This window comes from Streptomyces sp. NBC_00122 (genome assembly GCF_045160845.1).
GTDB lineage: Bacteria > Actinomycetota > Actinomycetes > Streptomycetales > Streptomycetaceae > Streptomyces.
Genome location: NZ_CP108191.1, coordinates 571,284 through 597,996 on the forward strand (window position 1 = coordinate 571,284; position 26,713 = coordinate 597,996).

Annotated in this window: 24 protein-coding genes; 15 read left to right on the forward strand and 9 right to left on the reverse strand. The window is 72.9% G+C overall.

Translation table 11 applies throughout. From position 1 onward, the window contains the following. The first annotated feature begins 192 nt into the window (after nucleotides 1–192). The 5 genes from OG737_RS02665 to mug all read left to right on the forward strand — a co-directional run bounded on the left by OG737_RS02665 (nucleotide 193) and on the right by mug (nucleotide 5,538). Entirely contained in the window at nucleotides 193–1,608 is a 1,416-nt protein-coding gene (locus OG737_RS02665) for a hemolysin family protein (protein ID WP_405921145.1), read from the forward strand. Next, a complete protein-coding gene (locus OG737_RS02670) occupies nucleotides 1,605–2,624 on the forward strand; it encodes a hemolysin family protein (protein ID WP_328924513.1) in 1,020 nt (339 codons plus the stop codon). The genes OG737_RS02665 and OG737_RS02670 overlap by 4 nt, the downstream gene beginning before the upstream one ends. Before the next feature lie 72 nt (nucleotides 2,625–2,696). Further along, on the forward strand, nucleotides 2,697–3,488 hold the full coding sequence (locus OG737_RS02675; protein ID WP_405921146.1) for an SGNH/GDSL hydrolase family protein: 792 nt from the start codon (nucleotides 2,697–2,699) through the stop codon (nucleotides 3,486–3,488). A gap of 71 nt (nucleotides 3,489–3,559) precedes the next feature. Continuing rightward, nucleotides 3,560–4,993, forward strand: a complete 1,434-nt coding sequence (gene purB / locus OG737_RS02680; RefSeq protein ID WP_405921147.1) for an adenylosuccinate lyase — start codon at nucleotides 3,560–3,562, stop codon at nucleotides 4,991–4,993. Further along, on the forward strand, nucleotides 4,990–5,538 hold the full coding sequence (gene mug / locus OG737_RS02685; RefSeq protein WP_328930189.1) for a G/U mismatch-specific DNA glycosylase: 549 nt from the start codon (nucleotides 4,990–4,992) through the stop codon (nucleotides 5,536–5,538). Before purB ends, mug begins: the two co-directional genes overlap by 4 nt. A 16-nt stretch (nucleotides 5,539–5,554) precedes the next feature. On the opposite strand, the gene OG737_RS02690 is transcribed toward mug, so the two are convergent. The 3 genes from OG737_RS02690 to OG737_RS02700 are packed head-to-tail and all read right to left on the reverse strand — an operon-like array spanning nucleotide 5,555 to nucleotide 7,722. Next, nucleotides 5,555–5,992: a hypothetical protein gene (locus tag OG737_RS02690; protein WP_328924516.1), complete on the reverse strand. Its 438-nt coding sequence runs from the start codon at nucleotides 5,990–5,992 to the stop codon at nucleotides 5,555–5,557. Nucleotides 5,993–6,032: 40 nt separating this feature from the next. Next, a complete protein-coding gene (locus tag OG737_RS02695) occupies nucleotides 6,033–6,782 on the reverse strand; it encodes an ABC transporter permease (protein ID WP_328924517.1) in 750 nt (249 codons plus the stop codon). Between the two features lie 28 nt (nucleotides 6,783–6,810). Then, on the reverse strand, nucleotides 6,811–7,722 hold the full coding sequence (locus OG737_RS02700; protein WP_405921148.1) for an ABC transporter ATP-binding protein: 912 nt from the start codon (nucleotides 7,720–7,722) through the stop codon (nucleotides 6,811–6,813). 108 nt (nucleotides 7,723–7,830) lie between these two features. Here OG737_RS02700 and OG737_RS02705 point away from each other — a divergent pair, with 108 nt between their 5' ends. The 3 genes from OG737_RS02705 to OG737_RS02715 all read left to right on the forward strand — a co-directional run bounded on the left by OG737_RS02705 (nucleotide 7,831) and on the right by OG737_RS02715 (nucleotide 10,923). Further along, nucleotides 7,831–9,009 (forward strand): histidine kinase, encoded by a 1,179-nt coding sequence (locus tag OG737_RS02705; RefSeq protein ID WP_328924519.1) that lies wholly within the window; start codon nucleotides 7,831–7,833, stop codon nucleotides 9,007–9,009. 4 nt (nucleotides 9,010–9,013) lie between these two features. Next, complete coding sequence (locus OG737_RS02710) at nucleotides 9,014–9,664, forward strand: response regulator transcription factor (RefSeq protein ID WP_328924520.1); 651 nt, start codon at nucleotides 9,014–9,016, stop codon at nucleotides 9,662–9,664. A gap of 101 nt (nucleotides 9,665–9,765) precedes the next feature. Then, nucleotides 9,766–10,923, forward strand: a complete 1,158-nt coding sequence (locus OG737_RS02715; RefSeq protein ID WP_405921149.1) for an ROK family transcriptional regulator — start codon at nucleotides 9,766–9,768, stop codon at nucleotides 10,921–10,923. A 194-nt stretch (nucleotides 10,924–11,117) separates the two neighbouring features. Here OG737_RS02715 and OG737_RS02720 read toward each other — a convergent pair whose 3' ends face one another. Next, a complete protein-coding gene (locus tag OG737_RS02720; RefSeq protein WP_328924522.1) occupies nucleotides 11,118–11,888 on the reverse strand; it encodes a GntR family transcriptional regulator in 771 nt (256 codons plus the stop codon). Nucleotides 11,889–12,176: 288 nt separating this feature from the next. On the opposite strand from OG737_RS02720, the gene OG737_RS02725 reads away from it, so the two are divergent. From OG737_RS02725 to OG737_RS02740, 4 genes are all read left to right on the forward strand, one after another. After that, entirely contained in the window at nucleotides 12,177–13,031 is an 855-nt protein-coding gene (locus OG737_RS02725; RefSeq protein WP_328924523.1) for an alpha/beta fold hydrolase, read from the forward strand. Between the two features lie 153 nt (nucleotides 13,032–13,184). Further along, a complete protein-coding gene (locus OG737_RS02730) occupies nucleotides 13,185–14,753 on the forward strand; it encodes an alkaline phosphatase D family protein (RefSeq protein WP_405921150.1) in 1,569 nt (522 codons plus the stop codon). 192 nt (nucleotides 14,754–14,945) lie between these two features. Further along, nucleotides 14,946–16,367: a GNAT family N-acetyltransferase gene (locus OG737_RS02735; protein ID WP_328924525.1), complete on the forward strand. Its 1,422-nt coding sequence runs from the start codon at nucleotides 14,946–14,948 to the stop codon at nucleotides 16,365–16,367. 140 nt (nucleotides 16,368–16,507) lie between these two features. Further along, nucleotides 16,508–18,208, forward strand: a complete 1,701-nt coding sequence (locus OG737_RS02740; protein ID WP_328924526.1) for a DUF885 domain-containing protein — start codon at nucleotides 16,508–16,510, stop codon at nucleotides 18,206–18,208. Nucleotides 18,209–18,296: 88 nt separating this feature from the next. On the opposite strand, the gene OG737_RS02745 is transcribed toward OG737_RS02740, so the two are convergent. Beyond that, a complete protein-coding gene (locus OG737_RS02745) occupies nucleotides 18,297–18,824 on the reverse strand; it encodes a rhodanese-like domain-containing protein (RefSeq protein ID WP_405921151.1) in 528 nt (175 codons plus the stop codon). A 94-nt stretch (nucleotides 18,825–18,918) separates the two neighbouring features. Here OG737_RS02745 and OG737_RS02750 point away from each other — a divergent pair, with 94 nt between their 5' ends. Further along, nucleotides 18,919–19,365, forward strand: coding sequence for an Lrp/AsnC family transcriptional regulator (locus OG737_RS02750; RefSeq protein WP_328924528.1), 447 nt, complete (start codon nucleotides 18,919–18,921; stop codon nucleotides 19,363–19,365). Nucleotides 19,366–19,393: 28 nt separating this feature from the next. Here OG737_RS02750 and OG737_RS02755 read toward each other — a convergent pair whose 3' ends face one another. From OG737_RS02755 to OG737_RS02765, 3 genes are all read right to left on the reverse strand, one after another. Then, the gene (locus OG737_RS02755) at nucleotides 19,394–22,405 is read right to left on the reverse strand and encodes an SMC family ATPase (RefSeq protein WP_328924529.1); all 3,012 of its coding nucleotides are present in this window, start codon (nucleotides 22,403–22,405) and stop codon (nucleotides 19,394–19,396) included. Further along, nucleotides 22,402–23,571, reverse strand: coding sequence for an exonuclease SbcCD subunit D (locus OG737_RS02760; RefSeq protein WP_328924530.1), 1,170 nt, complete (start codon nucleotides 23,569–23,571; stop codon nucleotides 22,402–22,404). The genes OG737_RS02755 and OG737_RS02760 overlap by 4 nt, the downstream gene beginning before the upstream one ends. Nucleotides 23,572–23,741: 170 nt before the next feature. Next, entirely contained in the window at nucleotides 23,742–24,371 is a 630-nt protein-coding gene (locus OG737_RS02765; RefSeq protein ID WP_328924531.1) for a YigZ family protein, read from the reverse strand. A gap of 98 nt (nucleotides 24,372–24,469) precedes the next feature. Between OG737_RS02765 and OG737_RS02770 the strand changes: the two genes are divergently transcribed. Both OG737_RS02770 and OG737_RS02775 read left to right on the forward strand, forming a co-directional pair. Next, nucleotides 24,470–24,892 (forward strand): CoA-binding protein, encoded by a 423-nt coding sequence (locus OG737_RS02770; RefSeq protein ID WP_328924532.1) that lies wholly within the window; start codon nucleotides 24,470–24,472, stop codon nucleotides 24,890–24,892. Nucleotides 24,893–24,990: 98 nt separating this feature from the next. Beyond that, complete coding sequence (locus OG737_RS02775; RefSeq protein WP_328924533.1) at nucleotides 24,991–25,857, forward strand: EamA family transporter; 867 nt, start codon at nucleotides 24,991–24,993, stop codon at nucleotides 25,855–25,857. Nucleotides 25,858–25,870: 13 nt separating this feature from the next. On the opposite strand, the gene OG737_RS02780 is transcribed toward OG737_RS02775, so the two are convergent. Further along, nucleotides 25,871–26,632 (reverse strand): acyltransferase, encoded by a 762-nt coding sequence (locus OG737_RS02780; RefSeq protein WP_328924534.1) that lies wholly within the window; start codon nucleotides 26,630–26,632, stop codon nucleotides 25,871–25,873. Nucleotides 26,633–26,713: the final 81 nt, after the last annotated feature.

The window sequence follows — 26,713 nt, forward strand, 5'->3', positions numbered from 1 at the left end:
CGCTCCGCCAAAAGAATGATCCGTTCTCTTTGCTCATCCTTTACCATGTGGGCAAAGAGTCCTCCTGATTGAAAGGTGTGAGCGTCCGCCCATGGGCGAGCCTCCCGGTCCACGACAATCCCGCTGCCCCCGCTCGCGACACCGCGCGATGCCCCGCGTCCTGGCCGATCCTGGGACGGAGGTGATCGACCGATGACCGAGGTGCTCCTGCTCGTCGTGGCGCTGCTGCTCTGCATTGTCTGCGGGGTCTTCGTCGCGGCCGAGTTCTCGTTGACCACCGTCGAGCGCAGCGAGCTCGAACGGGCCGTCGACCGTGGCGAACCCGGGGCCGAGAGTGCCCTGGCGGCCGTCCGGACCCTCACGTTCCAGCTTTCCGGCGCCCAGCTCGGCATCACCGCGACCGGCCTGGTCATCGGCATGATCTCGAAGCCGTCGATCGCCGCCCTGCTACAGGGACCGTTCGAAGCCATGGGGCTGTCGGCCGCCGCCGCTTCCTCCACCGCGCTGATCCTCGGCACCGCCGTGTCGACCGTCGTGCTGATGGTCGTCGGCGAGCTGGTGCCCAAGAACTGGGCGATCTCCTCCCCGCTGGCCATCGCCAAGCGCGTGGCGACGACGCAGCGGGTCTTCAGCCGGGCCTTCAGGCCTCTGATCAGCCATCTCAACACCACCGCGAACCACATGGTCCGCCGCTTCGGCATGGAGCCGACAGAGGAGCTGGCCTCCGCGCGCACGCCGCAGGAGCTGGTCGCTCTCGCGCGGCACTCGGCGAAGGCGGGCGCGCTGGAGAAGGACACCGCCGAGCTGTTCGTGCGGACCCTGAACCTCGCCGACCTGACCGCGGAGAACGTCATGACCCCGCGCGTCCAGGTCACCGCGCTCGACGTGCAGACGACCGCCGAGGACGTGGCGAACGCGACGCTGGCCACCGGCCTGTCCCGCTTCCCGATCTACCGGGGCAGCCTCGACTCCGTCGTCGGCACCGTCCACATCAAGGACGTACTGGCCCTGTCCGCCGAGGTCCGGCGCCGGACCCCGGTGTCGCAGCTGCTGCGCGCCCCCCTCCTCGTGCCGGAGTCCCTGACCGTGGACCGGCTCCTGGACCGGCTGTCCGGGAAGCAGACGATGGCCGTGGTCATCGACGAGTACGGCGGTACGGCCGGTGTGGCCACGCTGGAGGACATCGTCGAGGAGGTCGTCGGCGAGGTCCGCGACGAGCACGACCCGCACGAGACCCCCGACCTGGCCCCGGCCGGTACGGACGATGCCGGACTGCGCCTCTACGCGGCCGACGGCGCCGCGCGCACCGACCAGCTCCAGCGGATCGGACTGCGCGTGCCGGAAGGCCCGTACGAGACCCTGGCCGGCCTGATAGCGACCGAACTGGGCCGGATCCCGGCCGTCGGCGACAGCCTTGAGCTGGACGGCTGGCTGCTGGAGGTGGTGGACGCCGGCGGTCGGCGAGCCGCGCGCGTGCTGCTGCACATGCCGGCCGAGCCGGTCGACGACGGCGCGGACACCCACTGGGACAAGCCCAAGGACAAGGGCAGGCCCAAGGGCAGGCACAGGGACAAGCACAAGCGCAGGGACGGGGATGAGGACCGATGACCGCCGTCCAATTGCTGATCGGCCTGGCGACCCTGGTCGTCAACGCCTTCTTCGTCGGCGCGGAGTTCGCTCTGATCTCGGTCCGCCGCAGCCAGATCGAGCCGTACGCCGAGCAGGGCGACCGGCGGGGCCGGGCGGTCCTGTGGGGACTGGAGCACGTATCGGCCCTGATGGCGGCGGCCCAGCTCGGCATCACGCTGTGCACCCTGGTGCTGGGCGTGGTGGCCGAACCGGCGATCGCCCACCTGCTGACCCCCCTGTTCGACCTCATCGGGGTGCCTGCCGCGCTGACGCACGCGATCTCCTTCGTGGTGGCGCTGGCGCTGGCGACGTACCTGCACATGCTCTTCGGTGAGATGGTGCCGAAGAACGTGGCACTGTCCGAGCCGGTGCGCACCGCGCTGCTGCTGGGGCCCCCGCTGGTGACCGTGACGCGGGCGCTCCGTCCGGTGATCTTCGCGATCAACGCCTTCGCCAACGCCCTGCTGCGCCTGCTGCGGGTGGAGGTGAAGGACGAGGTCGCGGCGACCTTCTCGGACGACGAGCTGGCGCGCATGGTCAAGGACTCCAGCGAGGCCGGGCTCCTCGACGACCGGGCGCGCGAGCGGCTGCACGACGCCCTGGAGCTGGGTCGCCGGCCGGTCACCGATGTGGTGCTGCCGGCGGGCCAGGTGGTCTCGGCCCGGGAGGGGATCACTCCGGCCGGGCTGGAGCGCCTCTCGGCCGAAACCGGGTACTCCCGGTTCCCGGTGGTCGACGGCCAGCACCGGATCCTGGGCTACCTGCACGTCAAGGACGCCCTGGACGCCGAGGCGCGGAACGAGCCGTTCCCGGTGTCGGCGCTGCGGCTGATCGCCCAGGTACGGGCGGAGACCCCGCTGGACGACGTGCTGACCGCCATGCGGCGCAGCCGTACGCACCTGGCCGCGGTGCTGGGGCCGGACGGCGCCATGACGGGCCTGGTGACGATGGAGGACGTGCTGCGCGAGCTGTTCGACCGGCCGGCCTCCGCGTAGCCCGTCGTACGGAACCGTGTCGGTCCCCGGCCCTGCGGGGCCGGGGTACCACGCGGTAACATCACTCCCGCCATGGAGATGAATGCGCGCTACACCAGTTTCGTCGCGGTCGGCGACTCCTTCACGGAGGGCATGTCCGACCTGCTCCCGGACGGCTCCTACCGGGGCTGGGCCGACCTGCTGGCCGCCCGCCTCGCGGCGCGCGAGCCGAGCCTTCGCTACGCGAACCTCGCGGTCCGCGGGAAGCTCATCGGGCAGATCGTCGAGGAGCAGGTTCCGGCGGCCGCGGCCATGGGCGCCGACGTGGTGACCCTGGTCGGGGGGCTGAACGACGCGCTGCGCCCCAAGGTGGACATGGGCCGGGTACGGGGTCACCTGGAGGCGGCCGTGGAGCTCCTCGCCCCCTCCTGCAAGCACCTGGTCCTGATGCGGTCTCCGGGGCGCAACGGGCCGGTGATGGATCGTTTCCGGCCCCGGATGGAAGAGCTCTTCGGCATCATCGAGGAACTCTCCGCACGGCACGGAGCCCTGGTGGTGGACCTGTACGGGGCGCCGGTGCTCGCCGACCCCCGCATGTGGGACGTGGACCGCCTGCACCTCACGGCCGAAGGCCACCGCCGGGTGGCGGAGGCCGTCTGGCAGACCCTGGGCCTGCCCGCCGAGCAGGACTGGCACACCGAACTGCCCGCCGCCGTCCCCCCGGGCTGGGCGGTACGCCGGTCCCAGGACCTGAACTTCGCCCGCCGGCACCTGCTCCCCTGGGTCGGCCGCCGCTTGACGGGCCGCTCCTCCGGGGACGGCCGCCCGGCCAAGCGCCCGGAGCTGCTCCCGTACGAGCCGGCCGCGGGCGATCTGCTCTCGTAGCAAGACACAATCGGGACCGGGGTCCCTACCTGCGTAAACGCACAGCCGCAGCCCAAGTAGAATCCCTACACGTGACTGCCAAGCCCCGCATCCCCAATGTCCTGGCCGGCCGCTACGCCTCCGCGGAGCTCGCCGTCCTGTGGTCCCCCGAGTACAAGGTGACGCTGGAGCGGCGGCTGTGGCTCGCCGTGCTGCGCGCCCAGAAGGACCTCGGTATCGAGGTCCCCGACGCGGCCCTCGCCGATTACGAGCGCGTCCTCGAAACGGTCGACCTCGCCTCCATCGCGGAGCGCGAGAAGGTTACCCGGCACGACGTGAAGGCCCGTATCGAGGAGTTCAACGCCCTCGCCGGTCACGAGCACGTCCACAAGGGCATGACTTCGCGCGACCTCACCGAGAACGTCGAGCAGCTGCAGATCCGGCTCTCGCTGGAACTGGCCCGTGACCGCACGGTCGCCGTCCTGGCGCGCCTCGGCAAGCTGGCGGGCGAGCACGCCGAGCTGGTCATGGCCGGCCGCTCCCACAACGTCGCCGCGCAGGCGACCACGCTGGGCAAGCGCTTCGCGACCGCGGCCGACGAACTGCTCGTCGCCTACGACCGCCTCGAGGACCTGCTGGGCCGCTACCCGCTGCGCGGCATCAAGGGCCCGGTCGGCACCGCCCAGGACATGCTCGACCTGCTCGGCGGCGACGCGGCCAAGCTCGCCGAGCTGGAGCAGCGCATCGCCGCCCACCTCGGCTTCGCCCAGGCCTTCACCTCGGTCGGCCAGGTCTACCCGCGCTCGCTCGACTACGACGTGGTCACCGCCCTGGTGCAGCTGGCCGCCGCCCCGTCCTCGATCGCCAAGACGATCCGGCTGATGGCCGGCCACGAGCTGGTCACCGAGGGCTTCAAGCCCGGCCAGGTCGGCTCCTCCGCGATGCCGCACAAGATGAACACCCGCTCCTGCGAGCGCGTGAACGGCCTGATGGTCATCCTGCGCGGCTACGCCTCGATGACCGGCGAGCTGGCCGGCGACCAGTGGAACGAGGGCGACGTCTCCTGCTCCGTGGTCCGCCGCGTGGCCCTTCCGGACGCCTTCTTCGCCTTCGACGGCCTCCTGGAGACCTTCCTGACGGTCATGGACGAATTCGGCGCCTTCCCGGCCGTCGTCGCCCGCGAGCTGGACCGCTACCTTCCGTTCCTCGCGACCACCAAGGTCCTGATGGGCGCGGTACGGGCCGGGGTGGGCCGCGAAGCGGCCCACGAGGTCATCAAGGAGCACGCGGTGGCCTGCGCGCTCGCCATGCGCGAGCAGGGCGCCGAGCGCAATGAGCTGCTGGACAAGCTGGCCGCCGACGAGCGGATGCCGCTGGACCGCTCCCAGCTCGACGCCCTGATGGCCGACAAGCTGTCCTTCACCGGCGCCGCGGGTGACCAGGTCGCGGCGGTGGTCTCGCGTATCGAGGCGATCGCCAAGCAGCACCCGGAGGCCGCCGGGTACGCGCCGGGGTCGATCCTCTGACGCCCGACGAGCTGAGCGCCGCCCGCGACCGCGTCCTCCCGGACGTGGTCGCGGGCGGTCTGCGTGTGCTCTTCTGCGGCATCAACCCAGGTCTCCTCTCCGCCGCCACGGGCCACCACTTCGCCCGCCCCGGCAACCGTTTCTGGCCCGTCCTGCACCTGTCGGGCTTCACTCCGCGGCGCCTGGCCCCCGCGGAGCAGGAAGAGCTGCTGACCTACCGTCTCGGCATCACCAATGTCGTGGCCCGCGCCACGGCCCGCGCCGACGAGCTGAGCGCCGAGGAGTTCCGCGAGGGCGGCCGAATTCTGACGGCCAAGGTGGAACTGCTGCGCCCCCAGTGGCTGGCGGTCGTCGGCGTGACCGCCTACCGCACCGCCTTCGGCGAGCGCAAGGCTCAGATCGGCCCCCAGGACCGGACCATCGGCTCGACCCGCGTCTGGGCCCTCCCCAACCCCAGCGGCCTCAACGCCCACTGGACCGCCGAGTCCATGGCCCAGGAGTACGCCCGCCTCCGCGCGGTGGCCGAGTCTTCCGACGGACCCTAAGCGGCCTCGGCCCGCCTCACGGCGGGTCGATCACCGTGACCCCTGCCATCAGCAGGTAGGGGTCCTCGCTGTCCCACTGCGCCACGTAGGCCACCAGCCACCGCTCCTCGGCCCGCCACAAGTGCACGTGGTCGGTGGTGCTGCTCACCTCGTCCCACGGCTCCGGTATCTCCTCCCCGTCGAACCCCCGGTCCAGCAGCGACCCGACGCTGAAGACCTGCTGCTCCCCCCACCGGTCGGCCAGGGCCTGGGTGAGCGCTCCGTACTCGGCTGCGATCTGGCCGGCCGCCTCGGCCCGGCCCGATCCGTCGTCGTCCCAGAAATCCCGCGTCCGGCTCAGCTGGACGAGGTGGTAACCCGGGCCGCTGCCCTGCCCGCCGGACCGGACCGGCTCGGGCGGGAACTCCTTCGCCCTGAGCCGGTCGATCGTGTCGAGATGCTCTGCCGTGGTCATACCGTCAGTATCCCGACCCCCACTGACAACTGGCCCGGCGTCACGCGTCCCGTCGCCGCATCGCGATCCACCCGGCGACCAGCGTGACCACCGCCCAGAGCGCCATCACGCCCAGACCGGTCCACGGCCCGAGGTCACCGTGCGCCTCCGTCCGCAGCACCATCTGCCCGGCGCGGTCCGGCATGTACTGCCCGATTCCGCTCGCCGCACCGGAGACGACGAAGGAGACCAGCAGGACGAACGGTATGAGGATGCTCAGCACAGCCGTCCCGCTGCGCAGCACCGCCGTCAGGCCGGCGGCGAACAGCGTCATCAGGGTCAGGTAGAGGCCACAGCCGACGACCGCCCGTACGGTGCCCGGGGCGCCCGGTTCGAGGGCGTACGGGCCCATGAACGCCTGGCCGCCCAGGAAGGTCAGGAGACCGGTGATCTGACCCATGACGAGGGCGAGTCCGCCGACGATCGAGATCTTCGACAGATAGAACCGGGTGCGGTCGGGTACGGCGGCGAGGCTCGTGCGCAGGCCTCCGTTGTGGAACTCGGCGGAGAAGGCGCTCGCGCCGAAGGCGATGGCCGCTATCTGCCCGAAGTTGAGTCCGTAGAAGGCGGCGAGCAGCGGATCGTCTCCCATGCTGCCTTCCTCGGCCGTTCCTATCAGCGCGGCCGTGAGCGTCTGTATCCCCGCAGTGGCGACGAGGACGGATATGAACGACCCGAGGGTGCCCCGAAGGGACCGGATCTTGATCCATTCCGAGTGCAGGACGGGGATCGTGGGCAGAGCGGCGCGCATGGCGGTGCCTCCTTGAAAGTGGGGACGGTCAGTGGGTCGCGGCGAACTGGGCATGGCCGGCGGTGAGATCGAGATACGCCTGCTCCAGCGAGGCGCGCTCGTCGGAGAGCTCCAGCACGGGAACGCCCTCCCGGGCGGCCATGGCGCCGACCTGCTCCGCCTGTATGCCCTCGACGGTCCAGCGCCCGCCGTCGGCGCTCACCAGCTCGAAGCCCTCCCGGGCGAGGGCGGCCCGCAGCCGTGCCGGGTCCGAGGTGCGCACCCGTACCCGGGGGGTGCTGCGGGCGGCGATGAACTCCTCCATCGCGGTGTCGGCCAGCAGCTTGCCCCGGCCCAGCACGACGAGGTGGTCGGCCAGAGCAGCGGTCTCGGACATGAGGTGGCTGGAGACCAGGACGGTCCGTCCCTCGGCGGCGAGTGAGCGCATCAGCTCGCGGATCCAGATGATGCCTTCGGGGTCCAGCCCGTTGGTCGGCTCGTCCAGCAGCACGACTCCGGGATCGCCCAGCAGCGCCGCGGCGATCCCGAGCCGCTGGCGCATGCCCAGCGAGAACTTCTTGACCCGGCGCCTGGCCGCCGAGGCTATCCCGGCCTGTTCCAGCACCTCTTCCACCCGGCGCATCGGGATCCGGTTGGTGGCCGCGAGGAAACGCAAGTGGTCCCGGGCGGTGCGCCCGCCGTGGATCGACTGCGGGTCCAGGAGTGCGCCCACCCGGTGCAACGGGTCGGTGAAGCCGGTGTACCGCCGCCCTCCGATGGTGGCCGTCCCGGAGGTCGGCCGGTCCAGCCCCAGCAGCAGACGCATCGTCGTGGACTTGCCGGCGCCGTTGGGTCCCAGGAATCCGGTTACCCGGCCGGGCAGAACATCGAACGTGAGGTGGTCCACGGCACGGATGCCGTCGTATTCCCTGGTCAGTTCCCGGATCTCGATGCTGTTCATGACTCAAGACTCGCCGCCGGGCCCACCCCCTTCCCTCCCCCACGTGGGGGGTTCGTCTCCCCCGCACGGGGGAGACGGTGGCCGTGGTCCGACTGCCAGGATGAGGACATGTACCGATTGCTTCGTGCGCCCCTCCGCGGGATCACGTACACCCGCTGGCTGCATCTGCTGGTCCCGATCCTGATCGTGTCCATCTGGCTCTACATAAAGCCCACATGGCCTTGGATGCCCGCTCTGATCGTCGCGCCGTTCGGGCTCATCCCGTGGGTGCGGCTGGCCGAGGGGTTGCAGGCGCAGTTCCTGCTGACCCCGCACGAGCGCGGCGACCGCGACGGATCCATCAGCGTCATGCCGTCGGCCCGATGGGGGGACCGCTGGCGGACGGTCGCCTGGCTGGAGATACGGCTCCTGCTCGCGGGGGTGGCGATGCTGGCCACCGTGTGGCTCCCGGTCATGACGCTGGAGCTCGTCCTCACCGGGGCGGGGAAGTCCCTTGGCGGGGATGGTGCGATGCTGCCCTTCGTCCCGCCGCGCTGGGCCGCTCTGCTGCTCGTTCCCGTACCGCTGCTCCTGCTGCTGGCCGTGGTGGTCCTGCTCGGCGAAGCCGTCACGGCGGTCGCAACCAGACTGCTGGGGCCTTCGGCGGCGGAACGGCTGACGGCGCTGGAGGCGCGTACCGAGCAGCTGCTGGAACGGACGCGGATCGCGAGGGAGTTGCACGACTCCATCGGGCACGCGCTCACCGTCGCGGTGATCCAGGCGGGGGCGGCCAGGGCGGCGGGGAACCCGGAGTTCACCGACCGCGCTCTCAGCGCGATCGAGGAGACCGGCCGGGCCGCGCTGGAGGATCTCGAACGGGTACTGCTGGTGCTCCGGGAGTCCGCACAGCCACCCTCGCAGCGGCCCACCCTGGCCGACGCGGACCGGTTGTTGAACTCGGCGCGGGCCTCCGGATCCTCGGTCGACGCCGAACTGTCGGGTCCACTGGAGCAGTTGCCCGGCCCCGTCACGCGCGAGGGGTACCGGATCCTGCAGGAGGCTCTGACCAATGTGCTGCGGCACTGCGGCCCGGTGCCGGTCCGGGTGCGGATCGAGGCGGCCGTGGGGCGGCTGGATCTGGAGGTGGTCAATCCGCTGCCTGACGGTCCCGCGCTGATGACGGGCACGGGCAGCGGGCTGCGCGGGATGCGGGAGCGTGCCGCGTTGCTGGGAGGCGAGGCCGAGACCGGTCCGCACGAGGGCAGTTGGAGGGTGCGCGCGCGGCTTCCGCTGGAGCGAATACGCTGACCGGATGCCGGTTACCGTACTGCTCGTCGATGACGAACCCCTGGTGCGCGCGGGTCTGCGCGCCGTCCTGGAGTCCCAGCCCGACATCGAAGTGGTGGGTGAGGCGGCCGACGGGGCCTCGGTCGTCCCGCTCGTGCGGCAACTGCGGCCCGACGTGGTGGCGATGGATGTGCGGATGCCGCTGCTCGACGGGATCGAGGCGACGCGGACGGTCCTGCGGACGGTGGACTCGCCGCCGAAGATCCTCGTGGTGACCACCTTCGAGAACGACGAGTACGTCTACGAGGCGCTGCGGGCCGGTGCGGACGGGTTCCTGCTCAAGCGGGCGCGGCCTTCGGAGATCGTGCACGCGGTGCGGCTGGTGGCGGAGGGCGAGACGCTGCTCTTCCCGGCCGCCGTGCGGGCGCTGGCCGCGCAGTACGGCAATCGGAAGGCCCGGGCGGCGCTGGAGCAGGCTGCCCTGACCGAGCGGGAGGAATCGGTGCTGCGGCTCATGGCCCGGGGGCTGACCAACGTGGAGATCGCGCGCGAGCTGATCATCGGCGTCGAGACGGTGAAGTCACATGTCAGCGCGGTCCTGACGAAGCTGGGGGCGCGGGACCGGACCCAGGCGGTGATCACGGCGTACGAGTCGGGGTTCGTCGCCCCGGCCTGAGGGGAGCGGCTGCTTCCGGCCGATGGGGGGCTGCTTATCGCCGTCCCGGCGGGTGGGCAGTACGATCCGGCTGACAGGCTCGCCAGCTGGGAGGACACACGTTGGGGCAGCTGACCGGCGGGGACCCTTCTCTGCTCCGGCGGATCAATTCAGCCGTGGTGCTCCGGGCACTGCGCGCTGCCGAATCGCCGACCCTCACCGATCTCACACGGGTGACCGGGCTCTCCCGGCCGACCGTCGAAGGGGTCGTCGAGGGGCTCATGGGGACCGGACTCGTCGTCGAGGCCGATGCCGAGGAGGGCGCGCGACGGCAAGGGCGCCCCGCGCGCCGGTTCCGGTTCCGGGCCGAGGCGGGACACCTGCTGGGCATCGAGATCGGCTCGCACCGGATCGCGGTACTGCTGTCCGGGCTGGACGGCCGGGTCATCGGCGCCGGCACCAAGGACGTCTCGGAGGCGGCCTCGGCCGACGAGCGGCTGGAGCGGGTACGGGCGGCGGTCGCGGACCTGCTGCGCCGGGCCGGCGTGCCGCGGGACTCCCTGCGGGCGGTCGGGGTCGGCAGCCCCGGCATCGTGGAGGCGGACGGCACGGTGCGCCTCGGCACGGCGCTGCCCGGCTGGACCGGGCTGCCGCTCGGGGAACGGCTGCGGCGCTCGTTCCGCTGCCCGGTGCAGGTGGAGAACGACGCCAACGCGGCGGCGGTCGCCGAGCACTGGAAGGGGGCCGCGCGGGACACCGACGACATGGTGTTCGTGATGGCGGGGCTCAGTCCGGGCGCGGGCTCGCTGATCGGCGGACGGCTGCACCGGGGCTTCGGCGGCGCGGCGGGCGAGATCGGCGCGCTGCATCTGCTGGGCCGGGAGGCCACCCCCGAGAAACTGCTCTCCACCACCGGCGAACCGCTGCATCCCTTGGACGAGCCGGCCGTGGCCGAGGTCTTCGCGATGGCCCGGCGGGGCGACGAGCGGGCGGTGGCCGCCGTGGAGCGGTTCATCCAGCGGCTGGTGCACGACGTGGCGGCCCTGGTCCTGGCGATGGATCCGGAGCTGGTCGTCGTCGGCGGCTGGGCGGCCGGCCTGGACGGGATCCTGGAACCCTTGCGCCAGGAGCTGGAGCGCTACTGCCTGCGCCCGCCGAGGGTGGCCCTGTCCCTCCTCGGTGAGGCCGCGGTGGCCACCGGCGCGCTGAGGCTCGCGCTGGACCACGTGGAGGAAGAGCTCTTCGCGGTGGAGAAGACAGTCACGACCCGTCGCCGCTGAGGCCACGACATGCCCGTGCGGCGCCTCGGAAGGCGCCGCACGGGATGGGTGCGGAACGGCAGGGAGTGGTGCGGGAACCGAGCCTGGTCGTTCGGGAGCCGAGCGGCACAGGCCGGAGGCCGAGCGCCACAGGCAGCAAGCCGCGCCACAGGCCGGAGGCCGAGCGGCACGGCCCCGAAGCCGAGCGGTGCGGGTCAGGAAGCGACGCGCGGCTCGTCGGTGATCTCGACGTCGCCCGAGTCGCCGAAGGTCAGGCGGCACGTGTCGGCTCGGTAGGTGGCCACGGAGACGGCGGCGGTGCCCGCGGTGGTGAAGTACCGGGTGGTGACCAGGAGAACCGGGGCTCCGGGCAGGCGGTCCAGCTCCTTGGCGTCGTCGGCGCGGGCGGAGCCGAGCTCCACGGAGCGGTCCTGGCCGTCCAGGACCAGCCGCTGCAGCTCACGCAGGACGGCCCGGGCGCGCGCGGGTCCGGCCGGCGCCTCGATGGCAGGAAGTCCGGGCACGGAGTCGGCCGGGACGTAGAGCATTTCGGCGGCGACGACCTGGCCCTGGGTGACCCGGGTCCGGCGCACCGTGTGTACGGGCTGGTCGGCGGCGAAATCCCCGCCCGTGCCGAGGAGCCCCCGGACCGCCGTCGGCGGCAGACCCTCGACCGCGTCCACCGGCTCCCAGCCGTCGACGCTCTCGCCGGGCCAGCCGTGCTGCGCGCTGCCGACGGCGACACCGACGCGCGGCGGGGCGACGGTCGTACCGACGCCGCGACGCCGCTGCAGCCGGCCTTCGAGCTCGAGCTGCTCCAGCGCCTGGCGCAGGGTCGCGCGGGCAACTCCGAAGCGGGCGGCGAGTTCACGCTCGTTGGGAAGCACCTCGCCGACGGCGAAGTCCTGGTCGAGCGCCTCGCTGAGGACGGTCTTGAGGTGCCAGTACTTCGGCTCCGGCACCGTTTCGAGCTGCGTGGTCCCCACCCTGAGTCCTCCTGCCATCGCCGCACTCGCCGTGTGTTCCGGCGGCAGTTCCGCGCCTTTGTTTATTAAAGGTTCCTGCACTATCCCTGCGACGATAGGACGGTGCACCCCCTTGGTCAAGACCAATGCTCGCCCCGATGCCGGGCAGACCGGGCATATGTATCAAGCCGTTCACGGGATGTTCTCGCGCGGCCCAAAGGCTTGTAGTCAAGGGCTACCAGGCGGTAATCATGGCGGCGGGAACTACTGACAGCCTGTCTCACACGCGTCCACCCGACGAGGAGCAGCATGACCGCCACGGTCTCCTTCACGATCGATTCGCCGCTGGGCCCGCGCACCGCCACCGTCTCCTACGAGCGCAAGGGCGCGGGCGAACCGCTCCTCCTGCTGCACGGCATCGGCCACCACCTCCAGGCCTGGCACCCGGTGACCGACATCCTGGCCGCCGAACACGATGTGATCGCCGTCGACCTGCCCGGTTTCGGCGCCTCGGAGCCGCTGCCCGCGGGGGTCCCGTACGACCTGGCCACCGTCACTCCGGCGCTCGGGGCGCTCTGCGCCGCACTCGGCGTCGAGCGCCCGCACGTGGCGGGCAACTCGCTCGGCGGCCTGCTCGCGCTCGACATGGGCCGCAGCGGCCTGGTCCGCTCGGTCACCGCGCTGTCCCCGGCCGGGTTCTGGACCGAGGGCGAACGCCGCTACGCCTTCGCCACCCTCCTCGCGATGCGCGCCGGCGCCAGGGCGCTGCCCCGCCCCGCGCTGGAGCGGCTCTCGCGCAGCGCCGCCGGCCGGGCCGCGCTCACCGGCACCATCTACGCCCGCCCGGCCCGGCGTTCGCCCGAGGCCGTGGTCGCCGAGACGCTCGCCCTGCGCGATGCCACCGGCTTCGAGGAGACCCTGGCCGCGGGCGGCTCCGTACGCTTCACCGACGACGTGCCCGGCCTGCCGGTCACCATCGCCTGGGGCACCCGCGACCGGCTGCTCCTGCGCCGCCAGGGCGTACGTGCCAAGCACACCCTCCCCGGCGCCCGGCTGGTCCGCCTCCCGGGCTGCGGTCACGTCCCGATGAGCGACGATCCGGCGCTGGTCTCCCGGGTGATCCTGGACACGGCCGCGAGCGCGGCGAGCCGCCTGGCCGCCTGATCGCCTGATCGCCTGACCCGAGGGCGTCAACCCCGCTGCCCGTTCCAGCTGCTGACGGCTGTTCATCCGCGGTTCGCGTGACCGACGCGGCCGGGCCGGGGTGCGGCGGCACTCTGGTACGGCCCGTCCTCGCCGGCCTCTGGAGAAGCACCGATGGCATCGACACCGCACACCCGACGGACCCTCATCGGCGGTTCCCTCGCCCTGTCCTCCGCGCTGCTCGCCGCTCCGGCGCTCGCCGCCCCCGCCTTCGCCCGCTCCGGCCGGCCGAACGCACTCTGGGGCGTCCAGTGCGGCGAGATCACCGCCCACTCGGCCACCGTCTGGACCCGCGCCGACCGCCCGGCGCGGATGTACGTCGAGACCTCCCCGAGCGAGGCGTTCCGCTACGCCGTACGCCGCCACCGCGGCCCGCTGCTCGGCCCGTCCGGCGACTTCACCGGCACCACCGTCCTGCGCGACCTGCCGCCCGGGCAGCAGATCCACTACCGGGTCGTCCTGGCCGACCCCGACGACCCGCGCCGCACGGGCGAACCGGTCCACGGCACCTTCCGCACCACGCCCGCCTCCCGCCGCCATGACGTGCGCTTCCTGTGGTCGGGCGACCTGGCGGGCCAGGGCTGGGGCATCAACCCCGACCTCGGCGGCTACCGCGTGTTCGATGAAATGCGGCTGTGCGACCCCGACTTCTTCCTCTTCAGCGGGGACACGATCTACGCCGACGGGCCCATCCAGCCCTCCGTCACCCTGCGCGACGGCACCGTCTGGCGCAACGTCACCACCGAGGAGAAGTCGAAGGTCGCTGAGACCCTCGCCGAATTCCGCGGGAACTTCCGCTACAACCTGCTCGATCGCAACCTGCGCGACTTCAACGCCCAGGTCCCGGTCCTCGCCCAGTGGGACGACCACGAGGTGCGCAACAACTGGTACCCGGGCCAGCTGATCGAGGACCCCCGCTACACCGTCAAGGAAGCCGACACCCTCGCCGCCCGTGCCCGCCAGGCCTTCGGCGAGTACTTCCCCGTCACCGACCTGCGCGGGGGCCGCGCCGAGGGCCGGATGTACCGCGTGATGCGCTACGGCCCGCTGCTGGACGTCTTCGTCCTCGACATGCGCACGTACCGCAACGCCAACTCCCCTGATACCCAGACCGAGGACCCCATCGGCATCCTCGGCCCCGAGCAGCTGGCGTGGGTCAAGCGCGAGCTCTCGCGCTCGCGCGCCACCTGGAAGGTCATCGCCGCCGACATGCCGCTGGGCATCGTCGTCCCCGACGGGGCCGCGAACTTCGAGGCCGTGGCCCAGGGTGACCCCGGTGCCCCGCTGGGCCGCGAGCTCCAGATCGCCGAACTGCTCCGTCACATCAAGCACCAGCGCATCACCGGTACCGTCTGGCTCACCGCCGACGTGCACTACACCGCGGCGAACCACTACGCGCCCGAGCGTGCGGCCTTCACCGACTTCGCACCCTTCTGGGAGTTCGTCTCCGGCCCGGTCGGCGCGGGCGGCTTCCCGTCCGGGCGGCTCGACGCCACCTTCGGCCCGCAGCCGGCATACGTCCAGTCGGCGCCCCTCGCCAACATGTCGCCGTCCGAGAACCCTCCGTACTACGGTGAGGTCGACATCGACGGCGGCAGCGGCGGGCTCACCGTCCGGCTGCGGCGCCAGGGAGGCGGCGTACTCTTCACCCGGACGCTCCAGCCCGGCCGCGTGGGCCAATAGACGGCAGGACGTCGGCGGCCGGCAGAAGCGGCGCCCCACCCGGCCTCCCTGCCTCTCGGTCTTCCGGTCTTCCGACCTCCCGGGCACGGGAAATAGCCGGGAAAACTGGGTGAAATCGGCCAGATGGATACTTAACCAATCGGTCACAGATCGTTCGTGATCACGCAACACCCCTGAGCCACAGTGGTGTGCATGACTGAACGTAACCTTGCCTCTGCCCAGCGTCCCCACCGCCACCACTGGCGCCGCGACGTCGTCGAGCTCGCCGCACTCTTCTGCGCCGTCGCGGTCGCCGACGGCATCGCCAATCTCGTCGTGCACGGCCCGAGGGGCCCGGTCCTGCTGGTCGCCTCGGCCGTCGCACTCCTGGTCACCGCGGCTTTCCACACCTGGTGGGCGCGCCGCCACAGCCATGCGCCCCCGCCGGTGAGCACAGCGCCGACGGATCCGACGCCGTCCGCCGCCACCGCCGGTCCCGGCGCGAGCGCCGCCACCACCGTCCTGTGGCGGATGCGCACCACAGTCCGTGACGAGCCCGGCTCCCTGGCCGCGCTCTGCACCGCCCTCGCCCGCAACGCCGTCGACATCCTGACCCTCCAGACGCACCCGCTCCCCGAGGGCGGCACCGTCGACGAGTTCCTGCTGCGCGCCCCGCACCAGCTGCCCTCCGCCGAGCTCACCCGCGCCATCGCCCAGGCCGGCGGCCGCAGCACGTGGATCGAGCGCGCTGACGCGCACGACCTGGTCGATACCCCGACCCGGGTCCTGGGCCTCGCCACCCGCACCGCCCTGGACACCGCCGAACTCCCGCTCTCGCTGCGCCAGCTGCTGGGCCGCTGCACGATCCACTCGATCCCGGCGACCACGCTCTCCGGCCGTCCCAACGCCGGCGCCGACGCCCCGGTCGAGGGGGTGCTTGAGGCCACGGTCATGCGGCTGCGCGACCCCTCTGGCGGCGCGATCACCGTGGAGCGGCCCTACCTGCCCTTCACCCCGACCGAGTTCGCCCGCGCCCGCGCCCTGGTCGAGCTCGACGCCCGGCTCGGCCCCCGTGTGCCGCGCAGCCAGGACGTGCTGACCCTGCCCGAGGGCAACGAGATCACCGTGCGCCGCGCCGACGGATCCGACCAGGCGGCGGCCCGCGCGATGCACGACCGCTGCTCCGAGCGCACTCTCGGTCTGCGCTACCACGGCCCCGTCGCCGACGCCGACCGCTACCTCGGCCACCTGCTGAGCCCGCGCTTCGGCCGCACCCTCGCCGCCACCACCGCCTCCGGCAGGCTCGTCGCCCTCGGCCACCTGCTGTGGGACGGGGACGAGACCGAGGTCGCGCTGCTGATCGAGGACGACTGGCAGCGCCGCGGCATCGGCTCCGAGCTGCTGCGACGGCTCGTCGCGATGGCCGTCGAGGCCGGCTGCGACAGCGTCTACGCCGTCACGCAGGCCTCCAACACCGCGATGGTCGCCGCCATGCGCGGCCTCGGCCTGCCCCTCGACTACCAGATCGAGGAGGGCACGCTGGTGATCACCGCCCGGCTGGACGCCACCCCGGGCAGCTCCCGGCTCCCGTACGACCTCCCCCGCGCGCAGCAGGCCCCGCGCCACCAGCGCTGACCGGGCCCCCGGCCGCACCCGGTCCCCCTCGCCCGCACCGGGGCGGACCGGGTCGTCGGAGGTCACGGCTCCGCATATACGTCAGCAGGCTGGCGCCAAACGGTGATGACATGGCCCCTCTCGCGTACGAAGATGGCGGCATGTCAGAGATCTTCCACAACGGCAGCGACCGGCTGCCCCGCCAGGTGGCCGACGCGTACGTCGACGACCTCATCACCCTCGACCCGATCACCGGTACGTACCTGGGTGTCGCCGCGAGTTCCGGCAAGCTCCCGGACTTCTCCCCGGCCGGCCGCGCGGCCGTCGCCGATCTCGCCCGCACCACCCTCGCCCGCCTCGACGCCGCGGAGCGGCTGCCCGGCGCCGACAGCGACCCCGAGCGCCGCTGCGCCCGCCTGCTGCGCGAACGCCTCACCGCCGAACTCGCGGTCCACGAGGCCGACGAGGACCTGTGCGCGGTCAGCAACATCCACAGCCCCGCGCACTCCATCCGCGAGGTCTTCACCCTCACCCCCGCCGACACCGACGAGGACTGGGCGGCGATCGCCGAGCGGCTGCGCGCCGTCCCGGCCGCCCTCGACGGTTACCGCGAGAGCCTGAGCCTCGGTCTGGACCGCGGCCTGTACGGCGGTCCGCGCGCCACCACCACCATGATCGGCCAGCTCGCCACCTGGGCCGGCCAGGACGCCGACGAACCCGCCTTCTTCACGGACTTCGCCTCCGGCGGCCCGGACGCCCTGCGCGCCGAGCTGGACGAGGCGGCCGCGGCCGCGACCGGCGCCGTCGCCGAACTGCACGACTGGATGAGCACGGTGTACGCCCCGGCCGTCGCGGGCCGGCCGGACACCGTGGGCCGCGAGCGCTACGCCCGCTGGTCGCGGTACTTCAACGGCAGTGACCTGGACCTGGACGAGGCGTACGCCTACGGCTGGTCGGAGTACCACCGCCTGCTGGCCGAGATGAAGGCCGAGGCAGCCAAGATCCTGCCGGGCGCCGGGCCCTGGGAGGCGCTGAGGCACCTCGACGAGCACGGCACCCACATCGAGGGCGTGGACGAGGTCCAGGCCTGGCTGCAGGGCATCATGGACGAGGCCATCGAGAACCTCGACGGCACCCACTTCGAACTCGCCGAGCGGGTCCGCAAGGTGGAGTCCCGCATCGCCCCTCCGGGCGGCGCCGCGGCCCCGTACTACACCTCCCCTTCGGAGGACTTCTCCCGCCCGGGCCGCACCTGGCTGCCCACCATGGGCCAGACCCGTTTCCCCGTGTACGACCTGGTCTCCACCTGGTACCACGAGGGCGTTCCGGGCCACCACCTCCAGCTCGCTCAGTGGACGCACGTCGCGGACCAGCTCTCCCGCTACCAGGCCAGCGTCGGCCTCGTCAGCGCCAACGCCGAGGGCTGGGCGCTGTACGCGGAGCGGCTGATGGACGAGCTCGGCTACCTCAAGGACGCCGAGCAGCGCCTGGGCTACCTGGACTGCCAGATGATGCGCGCCGCGCGGGTCATCGTGGACATCGGCATGCACCTGGGTCTGGAGATCCCGGCGGACTCGCCGTTCCACCCGGGCGAGACGTGGACGCCCGATCTCGCGCAGGAGTTCTTCGGCCTGCACAGCGGCCGGCCCGCGGACTTCGTGGTGAGCGAGCTGACCCGCTACCTGTCGATGCCGGGACAGGCGATCGGGTACAAGCTGGGCGAGCGCGCCTGGCTGCTGGGCCGGGAGAACGCCCGGGCCGCGCACGGCGACTCCTTCGACCTGAAGGCCTGGCACATGGCGGCGCTGTCGCAGGGTTCGCTGGGGCTGGACGACCTGGTGGACGAGCTGTCGAGGCTCTGATCCAGGACACGGAACGGGCCGCCCGCCGCCTGCCGCCGAGCGGCGGTCAGCGGGGAGCGGCCCGTTCCGTGCTTCCGTCCGTCCACGGTCAGCAGCCGCAGTCGTCCGAGTCGGTGGGGGCGGTCAGCGGGTCGGCCTCGGCGCGCTGCTGGCTGCCCTGCCAGGTCTCGACCTCGAAACCCTCGCGGATCCAGTACTCGATGCCGCCGAGCATCTCCTTGACCTGGAAGCCGAGTTCGGCCAGGGCCAGCGCGGAGCGGGCCCCGCCGTTGCAGCCGGGACCCCAGCAGTACGTCACCACGGGGATGTTCTTGTCGAGGAGCCGCTCGGCCTGCTCGGGGATGAGGGCGGTGGGCAGGTGGACGGCGCCGGGTACGTGGGCCTGGTCCCAGGAGGGCGTGGAGCGGGAGTCGATCAGCTGGAAGCCGAGTTCGGCGCCCTGCTCGCGGTGGGCCTTGAAGGCGGCGGCGACGTCCGACACGTCCGCGTGGAAGGCCAGGCTGGCCGCGAAGTAGGCGGCGGCCGCGGCCGGAGCGGCCGGCGGTACCCGCAGCACGGGGTTGGCGGAGGCGGGGGCGGGGGCGGTCACGGTCGCGGTGCTCCGGGTCGTCGTCATGGCCAAAAATCTACGATCTGTTGATCATCTCCGGAAGTGGTTTTCCCCGGCCTTTCCCTTGCCCGACCGGGGAATCCCCTGTTAAACCTGCCAGATGACCGACTATTCCCCTGACGCCACCGACTGGCGGATCCTCGAAGCCCTCCAGCGGGACGGCCGGGCCAGTTTCACCGAGCTCGCCCGCTCCGTGTCGATGTCCGCGAGCGCCGTCACCGAGCGCGTCCGACGCCTGGAGGAGACCGGCATCATCACCGGCTACACGGCGGTCGTGGACCCGGAGAAGCTCGGGAAGTCGATCCTCGCGCTGGTCCGGCTGCGCTATCCGCACGGCAACTACAAGCCGTTCCACGACTTCCTCGACGCGACTTCCGAGATCCTCGAAGCCCATCACGTCACCGGTGACGACTGCTTCGTGCTGAAGGTCGCCGCCCGCTCGATGGCGCACCTGGAGGAGATCACTGGCCGGATCGCGGGCCTCGGCCCGGTGACCACGAGCATCGTGTACTCGTCCCCGCTCCCCCGGCGGCCGCTCAGCCCGTGATCTCGGTCCGTGGCCTCAGTCCGTGACCTCAGTCCGTGAGCGCCGCCGTGCGGTGGCGCACCACCGACCCCCCGCGCTTCTTGACGATCTCCAACTGGGCCTGCACCCGGGTCCGCAGGTCGGCGACGTGGCTGACGATGCCGACGCTGCGGTCCCGCTCGCGCAGCGAGTCCAGTACGTCGAGCACCTCGTCCAGCGCCTGGTCGTCGAGGCTGCCGAAGCCCTCGTCGATGAAGAGGGTGTCCAGCCGCATGCCGCCCGCCTCGTCGGTGACCACGTCGGCCAGGCCCAGCGCCAGCGCGAGCGAGGCGAAGAAGGTCTCGCCGCCCGACAGGGTCGCGGTGTCGCGCTCGCTGCCGGTCCAGGCGTCGACGACGTGCAGCCCGAGACCGGAACGGCCTCGTCCGCTCACCCGCGCGTCGGAGTGGACCAGGGTGTAGCGGCCGCCGGACATGCGCAGCAGCCGTACCGTCGCGGCGGCGGCGACCTGTTCCAGGCGGGCGGCCAGCACGTACGCCTCCAGCCGCATCTTGCGCTCGTTGTCGGCGGAGGTGCCCGCCGTGAGTCCGGCCAGCCGTGCCACCCGGTCGTAGGCATCGCGCAGCGGGCCCAGGGCGCGCAGTTCCTGCTCGGCCTGCCGGGAGAGCCGGTCGAGCTCGGCGCACCGGACGCGGGCCGCGTCGACGGCGGATCCGGCGGTACGAAGCTTCGCCGCGGCCTGGGCCGCATACGCCTCGGCCTCCTCCGGCGCGGCCGGGGGCAGGGCTGCCGCCGCGGCCGTGTCCGCCTCGCCGAGGCGGTCCGCCAGCATGGCCTCCTCCGCCTGCCAGGCGTCCGTCCGGCGCTGGAGCGCGGTGCGTTCGTACTCCGGGAGCACCGCGTCGGCAGCGGCCCCGATGGTGTCGAAGCCGGCTTTGAAGGCAGCGTCGGCGAGCTGGTCGTCGGCCTCCTTCAGCCGGGCGGCGGTGGTCTCGGCCCGGCGCAGCGAGGCGGCGGCGGCCGAGACCATGCGGACCCGGTCCTCCAGGGTCCGGGCGCGGGCCGCGACGGTGGGCGCGTCGCCCCGTACGGCTGCGAGCTCCGCCTCCAGCGAGGCCTGTTCCCGGTCCAGGGCCTCGCGGCGCGAGACCCTGGCCGCGGCGCGCTCGGCGGCGGCGAGCCGGTCCGCACTGCGCGCCGCGTGCTCCCGCTCGGCGCGGGCGAGCTGCTCACGGGCCGCGTGCAGTCCGGCGGCCGCGGCGTGGGCGGCGGCGTGCCGGGAGCTCAGGTCCGAGGTCAGGGCGAGGAGTTCGCCGGTGGTGGCGTCCCCCGCGGCGGCCGCGGCCTCCGCGCGGGCCTCCTCCACGGCGGCGAGCCGGCGTTCGACGGCGGCCCGGGCCTCCTCGGCCCGCTCGAAGAGGCCGTGGGCGGCGTCCTCGGCGGCGCGGTCCACATGGCCGGGCGCCGGGCGGGCCGGGGCGGGGTGCTCCGCCGATCCGCACACGGTGCAGGCCTCCCCCGCCACCAGCGCCTCGGCGAGTTCGGCGGCGATCCCGCGCAGCCGGGCCTCCTTGAGCTCCAGCCAGCGCTCCCGGGCGGCCGTCGACTCCTCGCGTACGGACAGCAGTTCGCCCGCGGCGCGCTCCACGGCGGCAGCCAGCTCGTCGCGCCGGCGGGCGGCGTTCAGATGCATCCGGGCGGGTTCCAGCTTGCCGGCGAGCTGCTCGGCAAGGGTCGCGGCCTGCTGGGCGGCGTCCGCGCGCTCGTGCAGGGCGGCCCGGGTGGCCTCCCAGCGCGCCAGCCACTCGGCGGACTCCTGGTGCTGGTCCTCGGCGGCCCGGGCCTCGCGCTCGAGGTCGGCCCGCTCGCGGCCGATCTCGGCGCTGCGCTGCTCGGCCCGGCGGGCGGCGCCCAGTGCGCCGAGGTCCTCGCGCAGCCGCTGCTCGACGGCGGCCAGCTGATCGGTGCCCGCCTCCCGCAGCTGCGGCGGGAGGTCGGCCCGGGCGGCGCTCTCGGCGTGCGCGGCGGCCAGGTGCGCGGCGTTCGCCGCGCCGCGCAGTTCCAGGGCGGGAGCGACCAGAGCGCCCCGCCGGGCCCGGTCCAGGAGCGCGCGCACCCGCTCCCGGTCGGGCTCCGCCCCGGCGAGCAGGGCCGCCCGGCGGGCGGTCTCCGCGTGCCGGCGCTGGAGCCGGTCGAGTTCCCGCGCCTCCTCGGCGGCGCGGCGGGCGGCCGCGTGCCGGCCCTCGACGGCGGCCAGCGCGTACTCGGCGACGCCCAGCCGCTCCCGCGCCGAGCAGCGGGCGACGGCGGCCCAGGCGCGGATCGCCCCGGAGAGCCCCGGGTCCCCGGGCTGGTGCCGGGGCAGCGGCCAGGCCCGCAGGTCGGCGCTGTCACCGGCGGCCTGGGCGAGCCGCTGCGCGGTGTGGAGCACCCTCTCGTCCCCGGCGCGCACCTTGGCCTCGGCGGCCCGGCGGCGTTCGCCGAGCAGGGCCTCGACGGCGGCGAAACGGCGGGTGTCGAAGAGCCGGCCGAGCAGCCGGCCGCGGGCCGCCTCGTCGGCGCGCAGGAACTTCGCGAACTCCCCCTGCGGCAACAGCACCACCTGGCAGAACTGCTCGCGGCTCATGCCGAGCAGCTGCTCGATCTCCTCGCCGATCTCCTGGTGGGAGCGGCTGAGCGATTGCCAGCCCTCGCCGGTGTACTCGCGCAGCCAGCTCTGTGCCTTGTCCTTGGTGGTGCCGGTGCCGCGCTTCTTGGGCCGGTCCTGTTCGGGACGCCGGGTGATCTCCAGGCGGCGGCCGCCCGCGGTGAGTTCGAGGGTGACCTCGGTCGGGGTCCCGGCGTCCGCGTGATCGCTGCGCAGGCTGGTGCCGGGGGCCTGGCGGGGGCCGGGCACGGACCCGTAGAGGGCGTAGCAGACGGCGTCGAGGACGGAGGTCTTGCCCGCGCCGGTGGGTCCGTGGAGCAGGAAGATCCCGGCGCCGGACAGCGCGTCGAAGTCGATCTCCTGAGGCTCGGCGAAGGGGCCGAAGGCGGTGACGCCGAGCCGGTGCAGCCTCATCGGTGGGTCTCCTGACGGCTGTCGTCGGCCCGTACGTCGTCGAAGGCGCTCCGCAGGACGGCGCGCTCGGCCTCGTCCGCGTGGCCGCCGCCGCGCACGTGGGACACGAAGTCCTCGGCGATCTCCTGGTCGCTGCGGCCCTTGAGCCGCTGGGCGTAGGAGGCGCCGGTCTCCTCCTCGCGGCCCTCGGGGTCGAAGGCGAGGCTGAGGGTGTGCGGGAAGCGGGCGGCGAGCTTGGCCATGGGGTCCTCGGGGCGGACCGGGTCGGTGAGCGTGGCCTCGACCCAGGCGTCCTCGTACGCGGCGTACGCCGGGTCCGCGACCAGGTCGTCGAGGGTGCCGCGCAGCCGGGCGAGGGGCCGCGGCACGGGGGTGCCGACGCGCTCGGCGCCGGTGATCTCCCCTTCGGCGCCCAGCTCGATCAGCCACATGCTCTTGTGGTGGTCGGCCTCGGAGAAGGAGTAGGCGAGCGGGGAACCGGAGTACCGGACCCGTTCGTTGATCGTCTGACAGCCGTGGAGGTGGCCGAGTGCGGCGTAGTCCACCCCGTCGAAGACGGAGGCGGGAACGGCCTCGACCCCGCCGACGGTGATGTCGCGTTCGCTGTCGCTGGCCTGCCCGCCGGTGACGAAGGCGTGGGCGAGGACGATGGAGCGGGTGCCGGGCGCGCGGGCGGCGAGGTCGGCCCGGATCCGGTCCATGGCCGCGCCGAGCACCGCCTCGTGGCTCACCTTCTCGGCGCTGAACTCGTCCTTGACCAGGGCCGGTTCCAGGTAGGGCAGCCCGTACAGCGCCACCTCGCCGTGTACGTCGGCCAGGACCACCGGGTCGGCGCAGCCGGCCGGGTCGGTCCTGAGGTGGATCCCAGCCCGGTCGATCAGGCCGGCCCCGACCCCGAGCCGGCGAGCGGAGTCGTGGTTGCCGGAGATCATCACGGTGGGCACGCCGAGCTCGGCGAGCCGGTGCAGGGCCTGGTCGTACAGCTCGACGGCAGGCAGCGGGGGCACGGCCCGGTCGTAGATGTCCCCGGCGACGAGGACGGCGTCGACCTCGCGCTCGCGGACGGTCTCGACGAGGTGGTCGACGAAGACGGACTGGGCTCCGAGCAGGTTCACGCGGTGGAAGGACCGGCCGAGGTGCCAGTCGGAGGTGTGCAGGAACTTCACTCGACCGCTCCGACCCGCACGCTTGATCTCCTCCGTGGCTCCGCACCGACCCTCCAGGCTAACCCGTCTCCCACGGGGAGTACTGCCGTCCCGTGGTTCCCGGCCGGCCCGCCGGGCCCCGTGCGTCACAGGATCCTGGCGCCCGTGCGAAACCTCCGTGCCCGTCCGGCTCAGGCTTCGCCGTAGGCCTCGCCGCCGAGCTCGAAGCCCGCGGTCCCCGCGCTGATGTCGGCGAGCCAGGCGCGGAAGGCCGGGGCGTCCGCCTCGGGGAGCCCGATCTCGATCGAGACGGCCTCCCCGTAGCGCACGTCCAGTACCAGGCGGCCGGTGGAACGCAGGTCGTTCTGCATCTTGCCGGCGCGCTGGTGGTCGACGGTGACGGTGGCCAGCCGGTACCGGCGCCGGGTGACGGTGCCGAGCTCGTCGAGGGCCTCGCCGACGACTCCCCCGTAGGCCCGGATCAGCCCGCCGGCGCCGAGTTTCACCCCGCCGTAGTAGCGGGTGACGACGGCGACGGCGTACCGGATGTCCCGGCGCATGAGCATCTGCAGCATGGGCACCCCGGCGGTGCCGCCGGGCTCGCCGTCGTCGCTGGCCTTCTGGACGGAGGCGTCGGCTCCGATGACGTACGCGAAGCAGTTGTGCGTGGCGGTCGGGTGTTCCTTGCGGATCCGTGCGACGAACTCCTGCGCCTCCTGCTCGGTCGCGGCGGGCGCGAGCGAGCAGAGGAAGCGCGAGCGGTTGATCTCGGATTCGTGCACACCCTCGCGGGACACCGTCACGTACTGGTCTGCCTTCACCGCTCCACCCTAAGGGGAATCGGACAGGTGTCCTCGTCGTTGATCCGTCAGCGGCACGACGCCGAAGAGCGGTTCCAGAGCAGCAGGAGGCGGCACACGTGTACGGCGATCAGGCGACCATCCGCAAGATCCTCACCGAACTGGGCGACACCTGGGCCGTGGTGGGCCTCTCGAACAACCAGGACCGGGCGGCCTACGGGGTGGCCCGGGTCCTCCAGCGGTTCGGCAAGCGCGTGATCCCCGTACATCCCAAGGCGGAGACGGTGCACGGCGAGGCCGGGTACCCCTCGCTGGAGGCGATCCCCTTCAAGGTGGACGTGGTGGACGTCTTCGTGAACAGCGCGCTGGCGGGGCCGGTCGCGGACCAGGCGGCGGCCGTCGGCGCCGAGGCCGTCTGGTTCCAGCTCGGCGTGGTCGACGAGGCCGCCTTCGACCGCACCCGCGAGGCCGGGCTGGCCATGGTGATGGACCGCTGCCCGGCGATCGAGATCCCCGCGCTCCAGCCCCTGCCGTCGAAGTAGCGCCTGGCCCGCGACGGCCGGTTTGACCTCGGTGGGGGTGCTGGGGTTCTTTTGTCCGCACCCCCGCCCTTCACCGCACCGTACTGCGAGGCCTGCCCATGACCGCCCTCTTCGCCCTGGCCACAGCCGTGCTGTGGGGCCTCGCCGACTTCGGGGGCGGTTTGGTGACCCGCCGGATACCTGCGCTGACGGTGGTCGTCGTCTCGCAGGTCGTCGCCGTCGTCGTGCTCGGCGCGGTCGTGCTCGGCACCGGCGCGTGGCGGGAGGCCGGGCCGCAGCTGTGGTTCGCCGTCGGCGCCGGCCTGGTCGGGCCGGTCGCCATGCTCAGCTTCTACAAGGCACTGGCCCTCGGCCCGATGAGCGTGGTCTCACCGCTCGGCTCCCTCGGGGTCGTCGTGCCGGTCGCCGCCGGACTGATCCTCGGCGAGCGGCCCGGCCTCGGCCAGTTCGCGGGCATCGCGGTGGCCGTCGTCGGCATCGTCCTCCCGGGCGGCCCGGAGCTGCGCGGTGCGCCCGTCCAGCGCCAGGCCGTCGTTCTCACCCTGGTAGCCGCCTTCGGCTTCGGCGCGGTGATGGCCCTGATCGCACAGGCCTCCACCACCCTGACCGGGCTGTTCCTGGCGCTGTTCGTGCAGCGGGTCACCAATGTCGCGGTGGGCGGCGGCGCCCTGTGGGTCCGGACCCGGCGCGGCACCCCGGCGCTCCCGGCGGGCACCGGCCCGCGGATCCTGTGGGGGCTGCTGCCCGCACTGGCCTTCGTCGGCCTCGCCGACGTCGCGGCGAACGGCACCTACTCCGCGGCCGCCCAGAGCGGTCCGGTCACCACGGCCGCCGTACTGTCCTCGCTGTACCCGTTGATCACCGCGCTCGCGGCCTTCGCCGTACTGAAGGAGCGCCTGCGCCCCATCCAGGCGGCGGGCGCCGGCCTGGCCCTGGCGGGCACGGTCCTGCTGGCGGCGGGCTGAGAGCCCGGAAGGTTCAGGACTGCTCCGCCTCGGCCAGCTCCGCCTCAGCCAGCTCCGCCAGCCCGCGCAGCTGCTCCGGGGTCATCCCGTCGGGGATCGGTACGGGCGCCGGAGTGCGCAGCGGCGGCTGCCAGCCGGTCTCCGGCTCCCAGCGCCGCACGACGCGCGCGGGCGCCCCGGCCACCACGGCGTGGTCGGGCACCTCGCCCCGTACGACGGCCCCCGCGGCCACCACGACGTTGCGGCCCAGCCGTGCGCCCGGCAGGACGACCGCACCCGTACCGAGCCAGCAGCCGGGACCGATCTCGACCGGCGCGCTGCGCGGCCACTGTTTGCCGACGGGCTGGTGCGGGTCGTCGTAGCTGTGGTTCGTGGACGTGATGTACACGCCGGGGCCGCAGAAGGTGTCGTCCCCGATGGTGATCCGGGCGTCGGCGATGACGTGGCTGTCGCGGCCGATGACCACCCCGTTGCCGAGGACCAGCATCGGCTCCGTACCGAGGTCGAGGTCCGGCATCATCCCGGCGGTGAGGGTGACCTGCTCGCCGATGATGCAGTAGTCGCCGAGCCGGATCCAGGGTTCGCCGAAGACCGTGCCCTGCGGGAAGGCGAGCCGGGTGCCGTGGCCGATCGCGCCGAACCGCAGCCGTCCCGGAGTCTGCGCGGTGACCGCACCGGCCCGCTGCATCCAGCGCCAGCCCGCGTGGACCGCGCGGCTCGCCAGCCGGCGGCGCAGGACCGTCAGAGATGAGAACGTGTTCTGGTTCTTCGGCACCCGGCCACGGTAGTGCGCCGGGCTCCGGTCGGCCCGGCCGCGATCCTGTGATCTTCACCCCATCTCCGGGCGGGCCCGGCC